Below are 14,096 nucleotides of genomic sequence, written 5' to 3'. Positions count from 1 at the left end.
ATTCTATCGGATATTGCCGCTTTACGACAATTTGAATCACGATGATTTGACTATTGCCATTTACTTACGGAGCGAAACCGCAAACACGCCCCTTAAAGCGTTACTCAAGCGGATTTCTTCCGCATTTTCCAACATGGCATGCGTAATGTGGGTTTCCCTTATCGTATCCGTACCTAAATATAACTTCGGTTGCCTCAATACCGCTTGGCGCATTACCCCGTTCAAAATATCCAAATCCAAAGACGGCGTGAGCCATTGTCCTTGATATTTGACGAACACATTGCTTCTTCCGCCCTCTAACAAAAGTCCGTCTGAATTGAAAAACAGACTGTCAAATGCGCCCTGCCCTTCTGCCGTTTTCCATGCTTGGTCAAAAATTTCACGGCGCGTAGTTTTGAAACGGCGCAGATAATCGCGTTGACTTAATGTGTGTTCACTCAAGATAACGTATTGTTGCCCATCCAATTCAGAAACACCCGCATAGCTCAACGCAAGGCCGTCTGAAAACAAAGCGGCTTTGACTCTAAATAATCCACTTGGTAACGCATCTATATAGTGTTGAATTTGCTCTGCCGCATTTTCAGGCCAAGTCAGATTGAGCTCTTGTGCCGAGCTGTTCAGACGGCCTAAATGCAAATCGAGCAAACGGCATTGTTTGTCTTCCGCACGCATGGTTTCAAAAATACCGAAATCAGGCCGCAAGTCATTAAGGAAACGCGCTTTCCAACCACACTCGCGATATTCGGCTTCAGGATCGCTATCAATCACAATCCCCGAACCCACACCATAAATACCTTGATAAAGGCCGTCTGAAACCGGCTTCAGGGATAAGGTACGAATCACGACATTAAATACGCCTTCAAATCCCAAACCCGTATCGCACGGATGCAAAAAGCCGATGCTGCCTGTGTACAAACCGCGCGGTTCGGATTCAAGGGACTCAATAATCTGCATACTCATACGTTTGGGCGCACCGGTAATACTGCCGCACGGGAAGGCTGCACGGAAAATATCAGCAACCGAAACATCAGGCAGCGCCTGCGCCTCGATGGCACTGGTCATCTGCCAAACGCTGCCGAAACGGGAAACTTTAAACGGTTCAGGCACACGTACTTTGCCCGTTTGCGCAATTTTGCCGAGGTCGTTGCGCAATAAATCGACAATCATCACATTTTCGGCGCGATTTTTCGGGTCGTTTTGCAATTCAACGGCGCGGCGTTCATCTTGTCCATCATGAAGAATCGGCGCAGTGCCTTTCATCGGCTCGGTTGTGATCAGGCCGTCTGAATCGATTTTGAGGAAAAGTTCGGGAGAAAAACACAAAGTCCACGCTTCCTGCCCTGCCCCGTCGGGCAGACAAGACAAAACGGCATACGGCACAGGCTGGCGCAAGCGGCGGTAAAGCTGAATCGGATTGCCGTAAGTTTGCAGGTGCAGGCGTGCGGTGTAATTGATTTGATAGGTATCGCCGCGGCGGATGGCTTCGTGGATTTGGTTGATATGCTCGAGATAATCGGCTTCGGATACGAAGAATCGGGGAGTGGAGATGCCTGCCTTAAGGCCGTCTGAATGATTGGCCAGCCAGCTTTCGGCATTGATTTCTGTACAAGTAGCAAACCAGTGCAAACGCAAATTGCCACTGCGCGCGGATGAAATATCCATCAGTGGCAATCCGAATTCGTAGTCTGCAAACAACACTGCATGCAGACCTTTTTTCCAACCTGCCTGCAAAACATCATCCAACGACGCCAGTTCGTTATGATGAAAAAGACAGCTTTCCACATGATTTTGATAGAGTTTTGCACGACCGCTTAACGCATCGTCGAACAGGGCGAAATAAGGCATGATGTATTATACAAATAGGCTGATTATACGCTGTTTTTACAAAAATTATCAAACAAGTCAGAAAAAATCGCTTATGTGTAATTTTATGTAGGCTAACACAGCATAAAGAGGTAAAATCAAGTCATACCACAACACCATATCATTTAAAACTTATCGATAAGGAGACTTTATGGCAGACCACCAATTAGAACCGTTCGAGAATGTTGAACTGGGCGAAAAACAAGACCAGCTGCAAGTATTCGAAAAGGCTGTTTTGGAACACGAAGGACGCGGCACTGACGAAGATTCCGGCAGCGCACCGCTTCCTGCCAACTACCCGTACAAACAACGCATGCGCCGCTCTGTTTACGAAAAAGAAAAACAGAAGCTGCAAATCGAATTGTTGAAAGTACAAAGCTGGGTTAAAGATTCCGGTCAGCGCATCGTCAGCCTGTTTGAAGGCCGCGACGCAGCCGGTAAAGGCGGTACCATCAAACGCTTCATGGAACACCTGAATCCGCGTGGCGCGCGCGTGGTTGCTTTGGAGAAACCAACCACTACCGAACGCGGCCAATGGTATTTCCAACGCTACATCCAAAACCTGCCGACCGCAGGCGAAATGGTATTCTTCGACCGCTCATGGTACAACCGTGCCGGCGTAGAACGCGTGATGGGCTTCTGCGAACCTAACGAATACCTGCTCTTCATGCGTCAAACCCCTGAATTGGAACGTATGCTTGTTGCCAGCGGTATCCACCTGTTCAAATTCTGGTTCTCCGTATCCCGTGAAGAACAACTCCGTCGCTTCATCTCCCGTCGTGACGACCCGCTGAAACACTGGAAACTGTCTCCAGTGGATATCCAGTCGCTCGACCGCTGGGACGACTACACCGAAGCCAAAAACGCCATGTTCTTCCACACCCACACCGGCGACGCGCCTTGGGTCATCATCCGTTCCGACGACAAAAAACGTGCACGTTTGAACTGTATCCGCTACTTCCTGCATCAGCTGGACTATCCGGGCAAAGACGTGAAAGCCATCGGTAAAGTGGACGAGAAAATTGTTTTGGTTCCCGATACACGTCACAAAGAAAAAACTGTCGATCTCGGACACGATTAATTTGTAACCTTACCAAAGGCCGTCTGAAATTTCATCTTTCAGACGGCCTTTTCTTAATCCTTGCGATTCCAGTACGTTTTTTGTGCGAATACCAATTTATTGTCAGTGAATTTCACGCTGTCCAAATTCAATGCCCAAACATCGCTTTTCATCACTCTGGCAGCAGGATGCGCTTTGTAATACAAAGACTGCGCTGCTTTCAAATCCGCTTCATCCTCAATCAAAGCGGCAGTCGCCGCAAACTGAATGCCGCCGATTTTTGCGATGCTGTCAGGTTGTCCGGCAATAGTACCGGCTACTTTGGCTGACCGGCTCATCATTCCGCCATGTTTCGTTTTCAAAGATGTCAGCACAATCAATCGGGCATCTGCCTCATCAAATACATAAAAACAGCAAGCCGCCCAAACTTCGCCCTCTTCCGCAGCAGCAATACTGACGACATGATGATTGCTCAAAAACTTCACTATATTGGCAGGAATCGTTTGCATGGTTTTTATCTTCATTCTCAGTCGTAACTTATACTCAGGCCGTCTGAAACATCAGCCCTGCCAGCGCGGCACATTGTTTTGAATGATACCGAACAAGTCCAAAGCATGGGAGACACTGTGTGTAATCATATCTTCGATGGATTCAGGCTTCTGATATAAAGCCGGAACGGGAGGAAACACAATGCCGCCCATCTCTGTCACGCGGCGCATGTTTTCAATGTGCGCTAAGTTTAACGGCGCTTCACGCACCATCAACACCAGCTTGCGCCGCTCTTTCAACGTTACATCCGCCGCACGGCTGAGCAAATTATCGGCGAATCCATGAGCAACCGAAGCCAAGGTTTTCATTGAACACGGCGCAATCAACATTCCATCTGTCAAAAACGATCCGCTGGCAATACTTGCCCCGACATTACGGATAGAATGCACGACATCCGCCAAAGCATAAACGTATTCTTTGGTGTAATCCGTTTCCAAAGCGCGGGTCATCTCCGCCCCTTGCGAAACCACCAAATGCGTTTCTACCTGATGCTCACGCAAAAGCTGCAAAGCTTTCACGCCATACTGAAAACCGCTGGCACCGCTGATGCCGACAACCAAACGCTTCATTATATTTCCCTGTTTCGGCCTAAAGATATAGTGGATTAAATTTAAACCAGTACGGCGTTGCCTCGCCTTGCCGTACTATCTGTACTGTCTGCGGCTTCGTCGCCTTGTCCTGATTTAAATTTAATCCACTATAAATGAAAGGCAGATTCTCAAGACGAAAAAATAACCGCTAAAAAGCGGTTAGATTTTCTAATGTGGTGCCGACAGCGAGATTTGAACTCGCACAGCCTACGGCCACTACCCCCTCAAGATAGCGTGTCTACCAATTCCACCATGTCGGCATAAATTAAATTGTCTTACTGCTGCTGAGGATTCGGTGCAACAGGAGTTGTATTGTTTTGTGCAGGCGTTGCAGGCTTAGGAGCTTGCTGGGTCTGCTTCACATCGCTGAAGTCTAAACCGTGCTTACTGGAGTGGGTGTGAATATACACCATCGCCATGCAGGTCGCAAAGAAAAAAGTTGCGGCAATGGCAGTCGAGCGGCTGAGGAAGTTGGCATTACCGGCAGAACCGAATACGCCTTGCGCGCTACCGCTGCCGGAACCGAACGTTGCGCCGGCATCCGCGCCTTTACCGTGTTGCAACAATACTAACACGATTACGGCTAAAGCGGAAATAATATTAATGATCCAGATAAGGGTTTTAAAGGCTTCCATATGTTTTCTACGAGGCTTGTGCTGCGTTGATGATGGCGGTAAAGGAGTCATATGATAATGACGCGCCACCAACCAATGCGCCGTCTACATGAGGTACTGCGAAGATGTCGGCTGCGTTATCCGCTTTCACACTTCCGCCGTAAAGAACGCGGATTTTAACATCGCTTCCGCACAAAGACAAGATTTCTTTGTAGATAAATGCGTGCATGTCGGCAATTTGTTCGACAGTGGCGACTTTGCCTGTACCGATCGCCCAAACCGGCTCGTAGGCAACGGCAATGTTTTTGGTATTCAAACCTTGCAGGATGGAAAGCTGGTGGGCAATGACTTCGTGTTCTTTACCGGCTTCGCGCTCTTCCAAGCTTTCGCCGACACACAGCAATGGAATCAGACCGACGTTGAGGACGTTTTCCATTTTGCGGCGTTGGATTTCGTTTTTCTCGCCGAAATAAAGGCTGCGCTCGGAGTGGCCAATAAGGACGATGTCCGTACCGATGTCGGCAAGCATTTCGGCGGACACTTCGCCGGTGTACGCGCCGTTATTCGGGAAACGGCTCACGTCTTGCGCACAGGTCAAGATGCGGTTGTTCAAAACAATCTGCATGGCGTTGTGCAGTTGCAACAGATAAACGGTCGGAGCGGCCAGGCCGATTAACACGCGTTCAGCGGTTGGCATGATACGGAAGCGGTGCATAAGCGCATTGTTGTTTTGGAGTCGGCCGTTCATTTTCCAGTTGCCGATAACCCATTTTTGATCCCACATTCCGATTTGGTGATACATCTTTATTGCTCCATGTGTTGGTTGTTGCTTGCTGTAGCGTCGTGTAATGTGAAAGTTTAGTGGATATATGTGCGCTTGGCAATTATTAACGAGCCTCCGAGGCCGTCTGAAAGATGGCACACTCTCCGACAAGGATTTATAATGTATGCTTCGATAAAATTAAGAATTGAACGGAGCACAAATATGGACTTTGAAAAAGCGCGTTTCAATATGGTTGAACAGCAGATTCGTCCGTGGGATGTCTTGGACTTCGACATTTTGGATGCTTTGGAGGAGATCGAGCGCGAACATTTTGTCGGCGAGGCTTTTCAAGGTTTGGCCTATGCGGATATGGAGCTGCCGCTGGCCAACGGTCATAAGATGTTGGAACCCAAAGTCGTTGCCCGCCTGGCTCAAGGTTTGAAACTGAAAAAAGACGAAACCGTCTTAGAAATCGGTACAGGCTCAGGCTATGCAACCGCCCTGCTGTCCAAACTGGCCGGTAAAGTCGTCACTGACGACATCGATGTCGAGCAGCAGCAACGCGCCAAAAAAGTTTTGGACGAATTGGGCTTTGCCAACGTCGATTATGTGCAAAACAACGGCCTGACCGAAGCATCGCAAGGCGCTCCTTTTGATGCGATTTATGTGGGCGGCGCAGTAGATAGCGTGCCTGAAATTCTGAAAGAGCAACTGAAAGACGGCGGCCGTATGGTGGTCATCGTTGGTCGCAAACCGGTACAACGCGCGCTTTTGCTGACGCGTAACGGCAATGAGTTTTCCGAAAAAGTATTGTTCGACACCGTCGTGGCACACTTGGAAGACAAATCGGCCAATCCGTTCGGCGATTTCGATTTTTAAACAACAGGCCGTCTGAAAGTTCAGACGGCCTCATACTTTTATACCCTACCCTATGACCGACATTATCCAACTCTCGCCCACCGAATTGAAACAATGGCAGGACGAAGGCCGCGCATTTCATCTGCTCGACGTCCGCACCGATGAAGAACGCGCCATCTGCGCCCTGCCCGCCGCCATTCATATCCCGATGAACCTCATCCCCCTGCGCCAAAACGAGCTGCCCGACGACGATTTACCCATCGTCGTTTACTGCCACCACGGCATCCGCAGCCTGCACACGGCAATGTATTTGGAAGACGCCGGATTTGAAAACCTCTACAACCTGCAAGGCGGTATTGATGCTTGGGCAATGCAGGTAGACAGCAAAATGATGCGGTATTGAATCGGTTTTATCAATAAAAGGCCGTCTGAAACTGGATTTCAGACGGCCTTTGCAATTATTTCACAAACCGTGCATCTGCCATAAACGGCCGTGTAGCCGCCGGTTTGGCAGAATAGAAGCGGGAGAAAGTGCTGTCGATTTTGGTCTGTATCGGTTTACCGTCCAATGTTGCCGATGCTTCCAATTTCACACCACCGCCACTGGTCTCGCCTAATTTCATATTTGGCAACGTCAGTTTGGCAATATTGAGTTTCACATTTTCCACTTTGGTATCGGGAGACATCAGCTGTTTGCCGACGGGGCGGATTTTTTCACCCTCATCATGAGGCGCAGCACCACCGTTGTCGTCAACCACACCGATATTAATCAACCGGGCAGACGCTAAATCCATCTTACCGTTTTTAACCGGAATACCGACAAACAGTTTTACGCCGCGATGAATAAACGTATTGTCTCGCCACTGAGTTTGGCCCTCTTTCGGCGGTTTGGTTTCTGCCGCCACCGAATAAGTGCGGCCCATAATCATCAATTTATAGCCCGGAATTTTTTTCGAACCCAATCCGTCGGTAATGTCTTCGACCAGTTGCGGCGCAGTCAGGGTTTCGTTTGCCAAAATACGGGCTGAAGTTTCTGCCAGATGGGCGGGCTTGCCGTCTATGGTCAATGCCTGTTCATGGCCAAAATCAGACGCAAATGCAGGCACGGCGGCCAGTGCGGCGGCCAATGCCAGAATACGGATAGTTTTCATTGTAGACTCCTGATAAAAATGTAATTGGGTTGATTACCCGATAAAATCCGGGCGATATTGATAGGAATCTGTATTTTTATACAAATGATACAGATTATCAAGAATATTTAGCTTTCAAAATAAAAAAGGCCGTCTGAAAACCAAGTTTCAGACGGCCTTTTCAATTTGGCTTAAAACCTTCTATCAGTCTTTGAAGCGTTTGAATACCAATGTGCCGTTGGTACCGCCAAAGCCGAAGGAATTGGAGATGGCAACGTCGATTTTCGCGTCACGCGCTTCGTTGGCACAGTAGTCCAGATCGCAACCGGCTTCAACGTCTTGTTCAAAGATGTTGATGGTAGGTGGAGATTTTTGCTCGTGTACTGCCAATACGCTGTACAACGCTTCCACACCGCCGGCTGCGCCGAGCAAGTGGCCGGTCATAGACTTGGTGGAGTTAACGATGACTTTACGCGCATGATCACCCAAAGCACGTTTGATGGCTTTGGTTTCGTTGGCATCGCCCAAAGGAGTCGATGTACCGTGTGCGTTGACGTAATCTACGTCTTCAGGATTCAGTCCGGCATCTTTCAGGGCGCGGGTAACGGCCAATGCAGGGCCTTCTTCGTTAGGCGCGGTAATGTGGTAGGCATCGGAGCTCATACCGAAACCGACGATTTCGGCGTAAATTTTCGCACCGCGTTTTTTCGCGTGTTCCAATTCTTCCAACACCAGCACGCCAGCGCCTTCGCCAATGACGAAACCATCACGGCCTTTGTCCCACGGACGGGAAGCGGTGGCAGGGTCGTCGTTGCGGGTGGAAAGTGCCTTCATGGCGGCAAAACCGCCAACGCCCAAAGTGCTGATCGCACCTTCTGCGCCACCGGCAATCATAACGTCTGCGTCGCCGTATTTAATCAGTCGTGCAGAGTCGCCGATGGAGTGTGCACCGGTTGTACAGGCGGAAACCATGCCGTAGCTCGGGCCGCGGTAGCCTTTGAGAATGGTTACGTGGCCGGAAATCAGGTTAATCAGCGAGCCTGGGATAAAGAAAGGATTGATTTTGCGCGCGCCGCCTTCGATAACGGCTTTGCCGGTCGCTTCAATGCTCGGCAGGCCGCCGATACCGGAGCCGATGTTGACACCGACGCGGTCTTTGTCGAGGGTTTCCAAATCGTCCAAGCCTGAATCATTAATGGCTTGCAGGGCGGCGGCAATACCGTAGTGGATGAACACGTCCATACGGCGCGCTTCTTTCGCGCTGATATATTGGCCGATGTCGAAATCGCGCACTTCGCCGGCGATTTGGCTGTTGATGTCGGATGCGTCAAAGCGGGTAATCCGTCCGATGCCGCTTTTGCCTGCGAGCAGATTGCTCCATGCGGTGGCGACGTCGTTGCCGACCGGTGATACTTGGCCAAGACCTGTGATGACTACTCTTCTCTGACTCATGATAATCTCGCTGTTGGTTGTCGGGATTTTCGCGGCAGCCTTGCTTATTTTCTTCGTGAAAACGGGCAAAACTCATGCCGTCTGAAATTTCAGGGGTTTAATAATAAGGTAAAAGCCTCTATTGCGATGGCGCAGCAGAGGCTGGATGTTTGGTGCGACCGATTAGCCTTGGTGGGCGTTGATGTAGTCGATAGCCAATTGTACGGTAGTGATTTTTTCAGCGTCTTCGTCAGGGATTTCGCAGCCGAAAGCTTCTTCCAAAGCCATCACCAGTTCTACGGTGTCCAGAGAGTCAGCACCCAAATCGTCTTGGAAAGAAGATTCATTTTTCACTTCGGCTTCGTTTACGCCCAGTTGTTCAGCAACAATTTTTTTAACTTGTTGTTCGATGTTTGACATGTCAGTCGTTCCTTTTCGCCTTGCGGCAGGTTGTTTAAGGGAAATAATTCGTCGGTATTGTACCGAATTCGGATAGAGTTTTCCATCTAATCCTACATTTTAGCACAGATTATTCTGGAAAAACCTGTTGTTGCGCATATTAGCATAGGCTGATTTTAACCTACAAGCGGGAATTTGTTTTTCTTTGGTATCAATAAGTTAATAAGCGGAAAGGTCGTCTGAAAACTGATTTCCCCGTTTTCAGACGACCTTTTATTCAATCAAGGCAGATTTGGGATAACCCAAGTAGCGTGGGCTTTGCCCACGAAATCCACCATCCAACAACTAAATCCGACAACAGTCACATAGACTTTCATTTTGGCATTCATCTCGTGGGTAAAGCCCACGTTACGGCTTGCTGTAACGGCAACTTTGCCCTTCCTTCATCTAACGGAGGAAAAGTTTGCGGACGTATGCTAATATATTGTAAATTGTGGGAAGTGTGCCTGTCAGATTTAGCCGTAATGGCAAGGCATTATTTCATTACTCAAAAATTCTTTATGAATTAGATGTTTAAAATAAACTATTAAAACTTTAGGATACGCATATGCAAGATCAGGAAGAAAGTAAAAATCAGGAAATACAAGAAAAGCAGAAACAAGAAGACAATGGTGCCATGACCAAACTGCAAGATGTGTTCAACCTTGCACATGACCAAGCTCATCCTGACAAAATCGATGCTGCCATCCGTGCCAATACGCGGGTATCTGGACCTAACATGTGGGTATTAATGTTTGCCATTGCCGTGGCGAGTATCGGTTTGAATGTAAACAGCACGGCAGTAGTGATCGGGGCGATGTTGATTTCCCCGTTAATGGGGCCGATCGTCGGTATGGGTTACGGTGCCGCGGTAGGCGATACTGCACTGATCCGCCAAGCAGCACGCAATATTATTGTGTTCATCGTCATCAGTTTGATTACCGCTACGTTGTATTTCCTGTTAACCCCGCTTAAAGAGGCGCAAAGCGAGATTTTGGCGCGTACTCAGCCGACCCTTTGGGATGTGTTGATTGCCTTCTTCGGCGGTAGTGCGGGTATTGTGGCGCTGACCCGAAAAGAGGGAGGCAATGCCATACCGGGTGTGGCGATTGCTACCGCATTGATGCCACCCCTGTGTACTGCGGGCTACGGACTGGCACATGGCAACTGGCACTACTTTCTCGGTGCTTCATATCTTTTTGCCATCAACTGCGTATTCATCGCTTTTGCGACCTTGTTGTTTTCCAAGCTGCTCAAGCTGCCGCGCAGGGGGCTGGTAAGTGAGACCAAACGCAGACTACACCGTATTATTATCACAGCCGTAGTGTTGACAGTGATGATTCCGAGCGGATATATGGCATCAAGACTGGTGAGTCAGGAAATCTTCAACACCAGAGCCAATGCTGCCATTGCCACTGCGAAGCAACAGGAAGGTTTTTTCGTACTGCGTAAGATGTTGAACTATAGAGAAAATAAAGTCGATCTGATTGTCAATGGAACGGGCAATGCCGAGAAAATTTCCGCCTTGCTGGTGAAAAGCCTTGAAGCGTCAGGTGTGAAAGCGCCGAAGGTAAACGTGGTTTATGCGGGAGGGGACGATGCCAAAATCGAAGAATTGCTGGCAAGCCAAAACAACTCGGTTCAGCAGCAAAATGATCTGAAAGAGCAGCAAGCCTACATCGATACCGTGCTTGCGGGCAAAACTGCCGATACCGCCGGTGCTGACGATGCTGCGGTACTTAAGGAATTAAAAGCCCAATATCCGGAAGCGGAAAAAATCATTGTCGGACGCGGCTTGGCTTGGGATAAAGCGCAAACAACGCCTGTTTCCGAACAGTCTGAAAGCCAAAAAAACGCAGAACCGAAGACAGATACATATGACGATATCGTCATTGTCTCTCTCGAATTGGAGCAGCCACTACCTGCCAAAGATTACGAGCGGATGCAGGCGTGGTTACGCCAGCGTTATGAGGGTAAGGTAGTGCGCATATTACAAACGCACAAGTCTCAGACAGATAAACCGTCTAACGAATAATCGCCTTCAGGCTTTATCCATTTCCGAGAAATCATTGATTGTTCCTAGTACACCAAATCCGCCTCAAACACGCCTCTCAAGGCGTTGGAGAGGCGGATTTTTTCTGCGCGTTCGAGCATGTCGCGGGTGATGTGTGTTTCGATGATGGTGTCCGCGCCCAAGTAGGTTTGCAGCTGCTGCAACACGGCTTGGCGCATGATGCCGTTGAGGATATCCAAATCCAGAGATGGGATGAGACGGGTGTTTTTGTGCATGTTCATGTTTCAGTATTCTCCTGGAAATACTGTAAACAACGCTACTAGTTTCTACAGCATCGAGTTGATAACATTCGCCCACACCGGCAAGGTTTTCTGCGCCAAGGACGAGTTTGAGTTTCTCAAAGTCGATTTGGTCTTCGCAAAAGACTTCGGGAAAGATTTGTTTGAGTTTTAATATATTGTTTTGTTTGAAATTATTTTCTAAATCGTGTATAATTTTTCGGTTCGGTTGCCATAATTGCGTCTTCCATCAATGATCACTTACAAAGTGTTCATTTTATCGGGATATGTTGAAAGTTAAAAGAAAAGAAGGCCGTCTGAAAAACTTTAATATTCGTTTTTCAGACGGCCTTCTTTTCACTTGCCGAAACAAGAGTATTTTGTTTCTCAACTTTACAAAACGGTCAGTCCTGCTGCTTGCTTCTACCCCAAAAACTCTTTCAAAAACAGCAATACGCAGGTAAGTTCGTCGGCGGATTCGCGTTGCGTGCCGTTGCCGGTATGGCCGCCGCCGTCAGGCGCGTAAAGCCACGATTGCGCGGAGGTTTTGCGCAGTTTGGCGTAGAACTTGAGCGCGTGGGCGGGATGGACGCGGTCGTCGCTGAGGCTGGTGGTAATGAGTGCTGGCGGATAATTGATGCCGTCTGAAAGATTGTGATACGGAGACAATTCGCCCAGCCAGCGTTTGCAGACTTCGTATTTCTGCGGGTTGCCGTATTCGTCCGTCCAGCTTGCGCCGGCGGAGAGCAGCGGATAGCGGATCATGTCGGTCAACGGCACTTCGCACACCAGTGTGCCGATACTTTGTGGCTCGCGCACGAAGGCGGCGGCGGTAATCAGGCCACCGTTGCTACCACCCTGTAAACCGATGTGTTTGGGCGAACTCATGCCGCGTTCGGACAAATCGCGCACGACGGCCAATAAATCATCAACACTTTTATGTTTGCTGATTCCCTGCGCCGCCTGATGCCAGCGCGGGCCGAATTCGCCGCCGCCGCGGATGTTTGCCAACACAAAGGCATTGCCCTCTTCCAACCAATATTTGCCGACACTGCCCAGATAATGCGGCAATTCAGGAATGCCGAAACCGCCGTAAGCATAAACCAAGGTCGGCGTGTCAGGCGTGGCGTTTTTGCCGACGTGGAAATAAGGAATGCGCTCGCCGTCGGCCGAAGTCGTCCAAAACTGCTGCACGTTGATGCCGTCTGAATCAAACTGCTGCGGCTGACGGCGCATGACGGTCAGTTCCATCACGTTCAAATCCAGCGCAAACAGCGTCAGTGGCGTAGTGAAATCGCTGGCGGCAAGGTAAACCACGTCGCCGCCCCACGGCTGGTCGGTCATTTCCAATGCACCCGAAGGCAGGCGCGGCAACTCGGCTTCCTGCCATTTGCCGTCGGTAAACCGCCACGCTTTCAGACGGCCTTGCACGTTTTCCAGCAGGCTCGCCACCACAAAACGCTTGGTCGTTTCCACGCTCTCCAATGCCTGCGTTTCATCGGGCGCAAACAAAAGCTGCGCTGCACCCAATTCGCCGCGGTTCAATTTTACTGCCACCAATGCGCCACTCGGATAGCTTTGGTTTGCGCGGTTCCAGTCCTTGCGCAGCGTCAGTAAAAGATGTCCGGCTAGATAACCGACCACATCGCAATCGTTGGGCAGGTTCAACGGTTTCGCCTCGCCTTCGGCCGACACCTGCAAATACGTCTTGGTGTAAAAACCGTCCGACGCTTCAATCAAATCAATCGGCGAACCCTGAGGATCGAGATAACGCCACGCGTTCACCATCATGCCGTCTTCGGCAATTTGATACACCGGCAGGCTTTCCTCGAAACTTTTGCCGCGCTCCACCAGCCACACTTCGCGCGGATAGCCCGATTGGGTCAACTGGCGTTCGTCCCAAGCCGGACACACCCATACGCTGTTTTCATCGCGCCACGACACATGGTTTTTACCTGCCGGAAAGTGAAAACCGCCTTCTACCAACTCCCCTGCTTCCAAATCCACTTCCAGCGTGTACGCCGTATCGCCGCCCGATTTGCTCAGTGTTAACAACGCGCGGTTGGGCTTTTCCACCAAGTGCGACACGCCGCCCAAATACACATCGTCGCCGAGCAATTCGTCGAAATCCGCCACTGAAAACAGGATTTTCCACTCAGGATAGCCGGAACGGTAAGTCGCCGCCGTACACACGCGGTACACACCCTTCGGATATTCCGCGTCCTGATGGAAATGGTACATTCGCGCGCGGTGTTCCTGACAAAACGGAATCTGCCGCGTGTCCTGCAACTGCGCCAAAATGCCGTCAGACAATGCGCGCGCTTTGTCGTTTTCTAAAAAACGGGCGCGCGTTTCGGCATGCGCCGCAGCGGCAAACTCTTGCGTTTCGGGAGATTCGAGGTTTTCAAAATGAAGATAGGAATCGGGGTAAGATTTCATAGGAAAGGCCGTCTGAAAGATTGGGAAACGGAATTATAACGGCAAAATCAAAAAAGGCCGTCTGAAACC

Annotated in this window: 15 protein-coding genes, 1 tRNA gene and 1 pseudogene; 4 read left to right on the top strand and 13 right to left on the bottom strand. The window is 49.7% G+C overall.

Features of this window, described 5'->3' with window-relative positions:
* Positions 1-60 precede the first annotated feature (60 nt).
* The gene (locus tag ACTHSX_RS03355) at positions 61-1,845 is read right to left on the bottom strand and encodes a chorismate-binding protein (protein ID WP_440376805.1); all 1,785 of its coding nucleotides are present in this window, start codon (positions 1,843-1,845) and stop codon (positions 61-63) included.
* A gap of 169 nt (positions 1,846-2,014) precedes the next feature.
* Here ACTHSX_RS03355 and ppk2 point away from each other — a divergent pair, with 169 nt between their 5' ends.
* Positions 2,015-2,944: a polyphosphate kinase 2 gene (gene ppk2 / locus ACTHSX_RS03350; RefSeq protein ID WP_049344984.1), complete on the top strand. Its 930-nt coding sequence runs from the start codon at positions 2,015-2,017 to the stop codon at positions 2,942-2,944.
* Positions 2,945-2,997: 53 nt separating this feature from the next.
* Here the strand turns inward: ppk2 and ACTHSX_RS03345 are convergent, their stop codons facing one another.
* From ACTHSX_RS03345 to tpiA, 6 genes and pseudogenes are all read right to left on the bottom strand, one after another.
* Positions 2,998-3,432, bottom strand: coding sequence for a hypothetical protein (locus ACTHSX_RS03345; RefSeq protein WP_440376804.1), 435 nt, complete (start codon positions 3,430-3,432; stop codon positions 2,998-3,000).
* A gap of 51 nt (positions 3,433-3,483) precedes the next feature.
* Positions 3,484-4,041, bottom strand: coding sequence for a UbiX family flavin prenyltransferase (locus ACTHSX_RS03340; protein ID WP_440376803.1), 558 nt, complete (start codon positions 4,039-4,041; stop codon positions 3,484-3,486).
* A 22-nt stretch (positions 4,042-4,063) separates the two neighbouring features.
* Positions 4,064-4,174: pseudogene (locus ACTHSX_RS03335) on the bottom strand (IS5/IS1182 family transposase); the annotation flags it as partial.
* 62 nt (positions 4,175-4,236) lie between these two features.
* Positions 4,237-4,322: transfer RNA gene (locus tag ACTHSX_RS03330), tRNA-Leu, on the bottom strand.
* Between the two features lie 15 nt (positions 4,323-4,337).
* The gene (gene secG, locus ACTHSX_RS03325) at positions 4,338-4,697 is read right to left on the bottom strand and encodes a preprotein translocase subunit SecG (RefSeq protein WP_003683944.1); all 360 of its coding nucleotides are present in this window, start codon (positions 4,695-4,697) and stop codon (positions 4,338-4,340) included.
* Positions 4,698-4,704: 7 nt separating this feature from the next.
* Positions 4,705-5,478, bottom strand: coding sequence for a triose-phosphate isomerase (gene tpiA, locus ACTHSX_RS03320; RefSeq protein ID WP_004464448.1), 774 nt, complete (start codon positions 5,476-5,478; stop codon positions 4,705-4,707).
* Between the two features lie 183 nt (positions 5,479-5,661).
* Between tpiA and ACTHSX_RS03315 the strand changes: the two genes are divergently transcribed.
* Both ACTHSX_RS03315 and ACTHSX_RS03310 read left to right on the top strand, forming a co-directional pair.
* Positions 5,662-6,318: a protein-L-isoaspartate O-methyltransferase family protein gene (locus ACTHSX_RS03315; protein WP_440376802.1), complete on the top strand. Its 657-nt coding sequence runs from the start codon at positions 5,662-5,664 to the stop codon at positions 6,316-6,318.
* Positions 6,319-6,370: 52 nt separating this feature from the next.
* Positions 6,371-6,700 carry a rhodanese-like domain-containing protein gene (locus ACTHSX_RS03310; protein ID WP_254323574.1) on the top strand — a complete coding sequence of 110 codons (330 nt, stop codon included), beginning with the start codon at positions 6,371-6,373 and terminating at the stop codon, positions 6,698-6,700.
* A gap of 55 nt (positions 6,701-6,755) precedes the next feature.
* Here ACTHSX_RS03310 and ACTHSX_RS03305 read toward each other — a convergent pair whose 3' ends face one another.
* The 4 genes from ACTHSX_RS03305 to ACTHSX_RS03290 form a co-directional block, all read right to left on the bottom strand.
* The gene (locus ACTHSX_RS03305) at positions 6,756-7,448 is read right to left on the bottom strand and encodes a hypothetical protein (RefSeq protein ID WP_440376801.1); all 693 of its coding nucleotides are present in this window, start codon (positions 7,446-7,448) and stop codon (positions 6,756-6,758) included.
* A 183-nt stretch (positions 7,449-7,631) separates the two neighbouring features.
* A complete protein-coding gene (gene fabF / locus ACTHSX_RS03300) occupies positions 7,632-8,879 on the bottom strand; it encodes a beta-ketoacyl-ACP synthase II (RefSeq protein ID WP_039861923.1) in 1,248 nt (415 codons plus the stop codon).
* A gap of 162 nt (positions 8,880-9,041) precedes the next feature.
* A complete protein-coding gene (gene acpP / locus ACTHSX_RS03295; protein WP_003679644.1) occupies positions 9,042-9,278 on the bottom strand; it encodes an acyl carrier protein in 237 nt (78 codons plus the stop codon).
* A 260-nt stretch (positions 9,279-9,538) separates the two neighbouring features.
* Positions 9,539-9,664: a hypothetical protein gene (locus tag ACTHSX_RS03290; protein ID WP_265511057.1), complete on the bottom strand. Its 126-nt coding sequence runs from the start codon at positions 9,662-9,664 to the stop codon at positions 9,539-9,541.
* A 200-nt stretch (positions 9,665-9,864) separates the two neighbouring features.
* Here ACTHSX_RS03290 and ACTHSX_RS03285 point away from each other — a divergent pair, with 200 nt between their 5' ends.
* Complete coding sequence (locus tag ACTHSX_RS03285; RefSeq protein WP_440376800.1) at positions 9,865-11,331, top strand: DUF389 domain-containing protein; 1,467 nt, start codon at positions 9,865-9,867, stop codon at positions 11,329-11,331.
* A gap of 44 nt (positions 11,332-11,375) precedes the next feature.
* Here ACTHSX_RS03285 and ACTHSX_RS03280 read toward each other — a convergent pair whose 3' ends face one another.
* Positions 11,376-11,591 (bottom strand): aminotransferase class IV, encoded by a 216-nt coding sequence (locus ACTHSX_RS03280; protein WP_231900229.1) that lies wholly within the window; start codon positions 11,589-11,591, stop codon positions 11,376-11,378.
* A 420-nt stretch (positions 11,592-12,011) separates the two neighbouring features.
* Positions 12,012-14,027: a prolyl oligopeptidase family serine peptidase gene (locus tag ACTHSX_RS03275; RefSeq protein ID WP_440376799.1), complete on the bottom strand. Its 2,016-nt coding sequence runs from the start codon at positions 14,025-14,027 to the stop codon at positions 12,012-12,014.
* Positions 14,028-14,096 lie beyond the last annotated feature (69 nt).

The sequence above is a fragment of the Neisseria sp. P0014.S002 genome (assembly GCF_051958295.1).
Taxonomy (GTDB): domain Bacteria; phylum Pseudomonadota; class Gammaproteobacteria; order Burkholderiales; family Neisseriaceae; genus Neisseria; species Neisseria flavescens_B.
Note: the sequence above shows the minus strand (reverse complement) of the source record. Positions and strands in the feature narration are given on the sequence as shown.

Coding starts and splice junctions, on each gene's coding strand:
- ACTHSX_RS03355 (WP_440376805.1), bottom strand. CDS start 1,845: ATGCCTTATTTCGCCCTGTTCGACGATGCGTTAAGCGGTCGTGCAAAA.
- ppk2 (WP_049344984.1), top strand. CDS start 2,015: ATGGCAGACCACCAATTAGAACCGTTCGAGAATGTTGAACTGGGCGAA.
- ACTHSX_RS03345 (WP_440376804.1), bottom strand. CDS start 3,432: ATGCAAACGATTCCTGCCAATATAGTGAAGTTTTTGAGCAATCATCAT.
- ACTHSX_RS03340 (WP_440376803.1), bottom strand. CDS start 4,041: ATGAAGCGTTTGGTTGTCGGCATCAGCGGTGCCAGCGGTTTTCAGTAT.
- secG (WP_003683944.1), bottom strand. CDS start 4,697: ATGGAAGCCTTTAAAACCCTTATCTGGATCATTAATATTATTTCCGCT.
- tpiA (WP_004464448.1), bottom strand. CDS start 5,478: ATGTATCACCAAATCGGAATGTGGGATCAAAAATGGGTTATCGGCAAC.
- ACTHSX_RS03315 (WP_440376802.1), top strand. CDS start 5,662: ATGGACTTTGAAAAAGCGCGTTTCAATATGGTTGAACAGCAGATTCGT.
- ACTHSX_RS03310 (WP_254323574.1), top strand. CDS start 6,371: ATGACCGACATTATCCAACTCTCGCCCACCGAATTGAAACAATGGCAG.
- ACTHSX_RS03305 (WP_440376801.1), bottom strand. CDS start 7,448: ATGAAAACTATCCGTATTCTGGCATTGGCCGCCGCACTGGCCGCCGTG.
- fabF (WP_039861923.1), bottom strand. CDS start 8,879: ATGAGTCAGAGAAGAGTAGTCATCACAGGTCTTGGCCAAGTATCACCG.
- acpP (WP_003679644.1), bottom strand. CDS start 9,278: ATGTCAAACATCGAACAACAAGTTAAAAAAATTGTTGCTGAACAACTG.
- ACTHSX_RS03285 (WP_440376800.1), top strand. CDS start 9,865: ATGCAAGATCAGGAAGAAAGTAAAAATCAGGAAATACAAGAAAAGCAG.
- ACTHSX_RS03280 (WP_231900229.1), bottom strand. CDS start 11,591: ATGAACATGCACAAAAACACCCGTCTCATCCCATCTCTGGATTTGGAT.
- ACTHSX_RS03275 (WP_440376799.1), bottom strand. CDS start 14,027: ATGAAATCTTACCCCGATTCCTATCTTCATTTTGAAAACCTCGAATCT.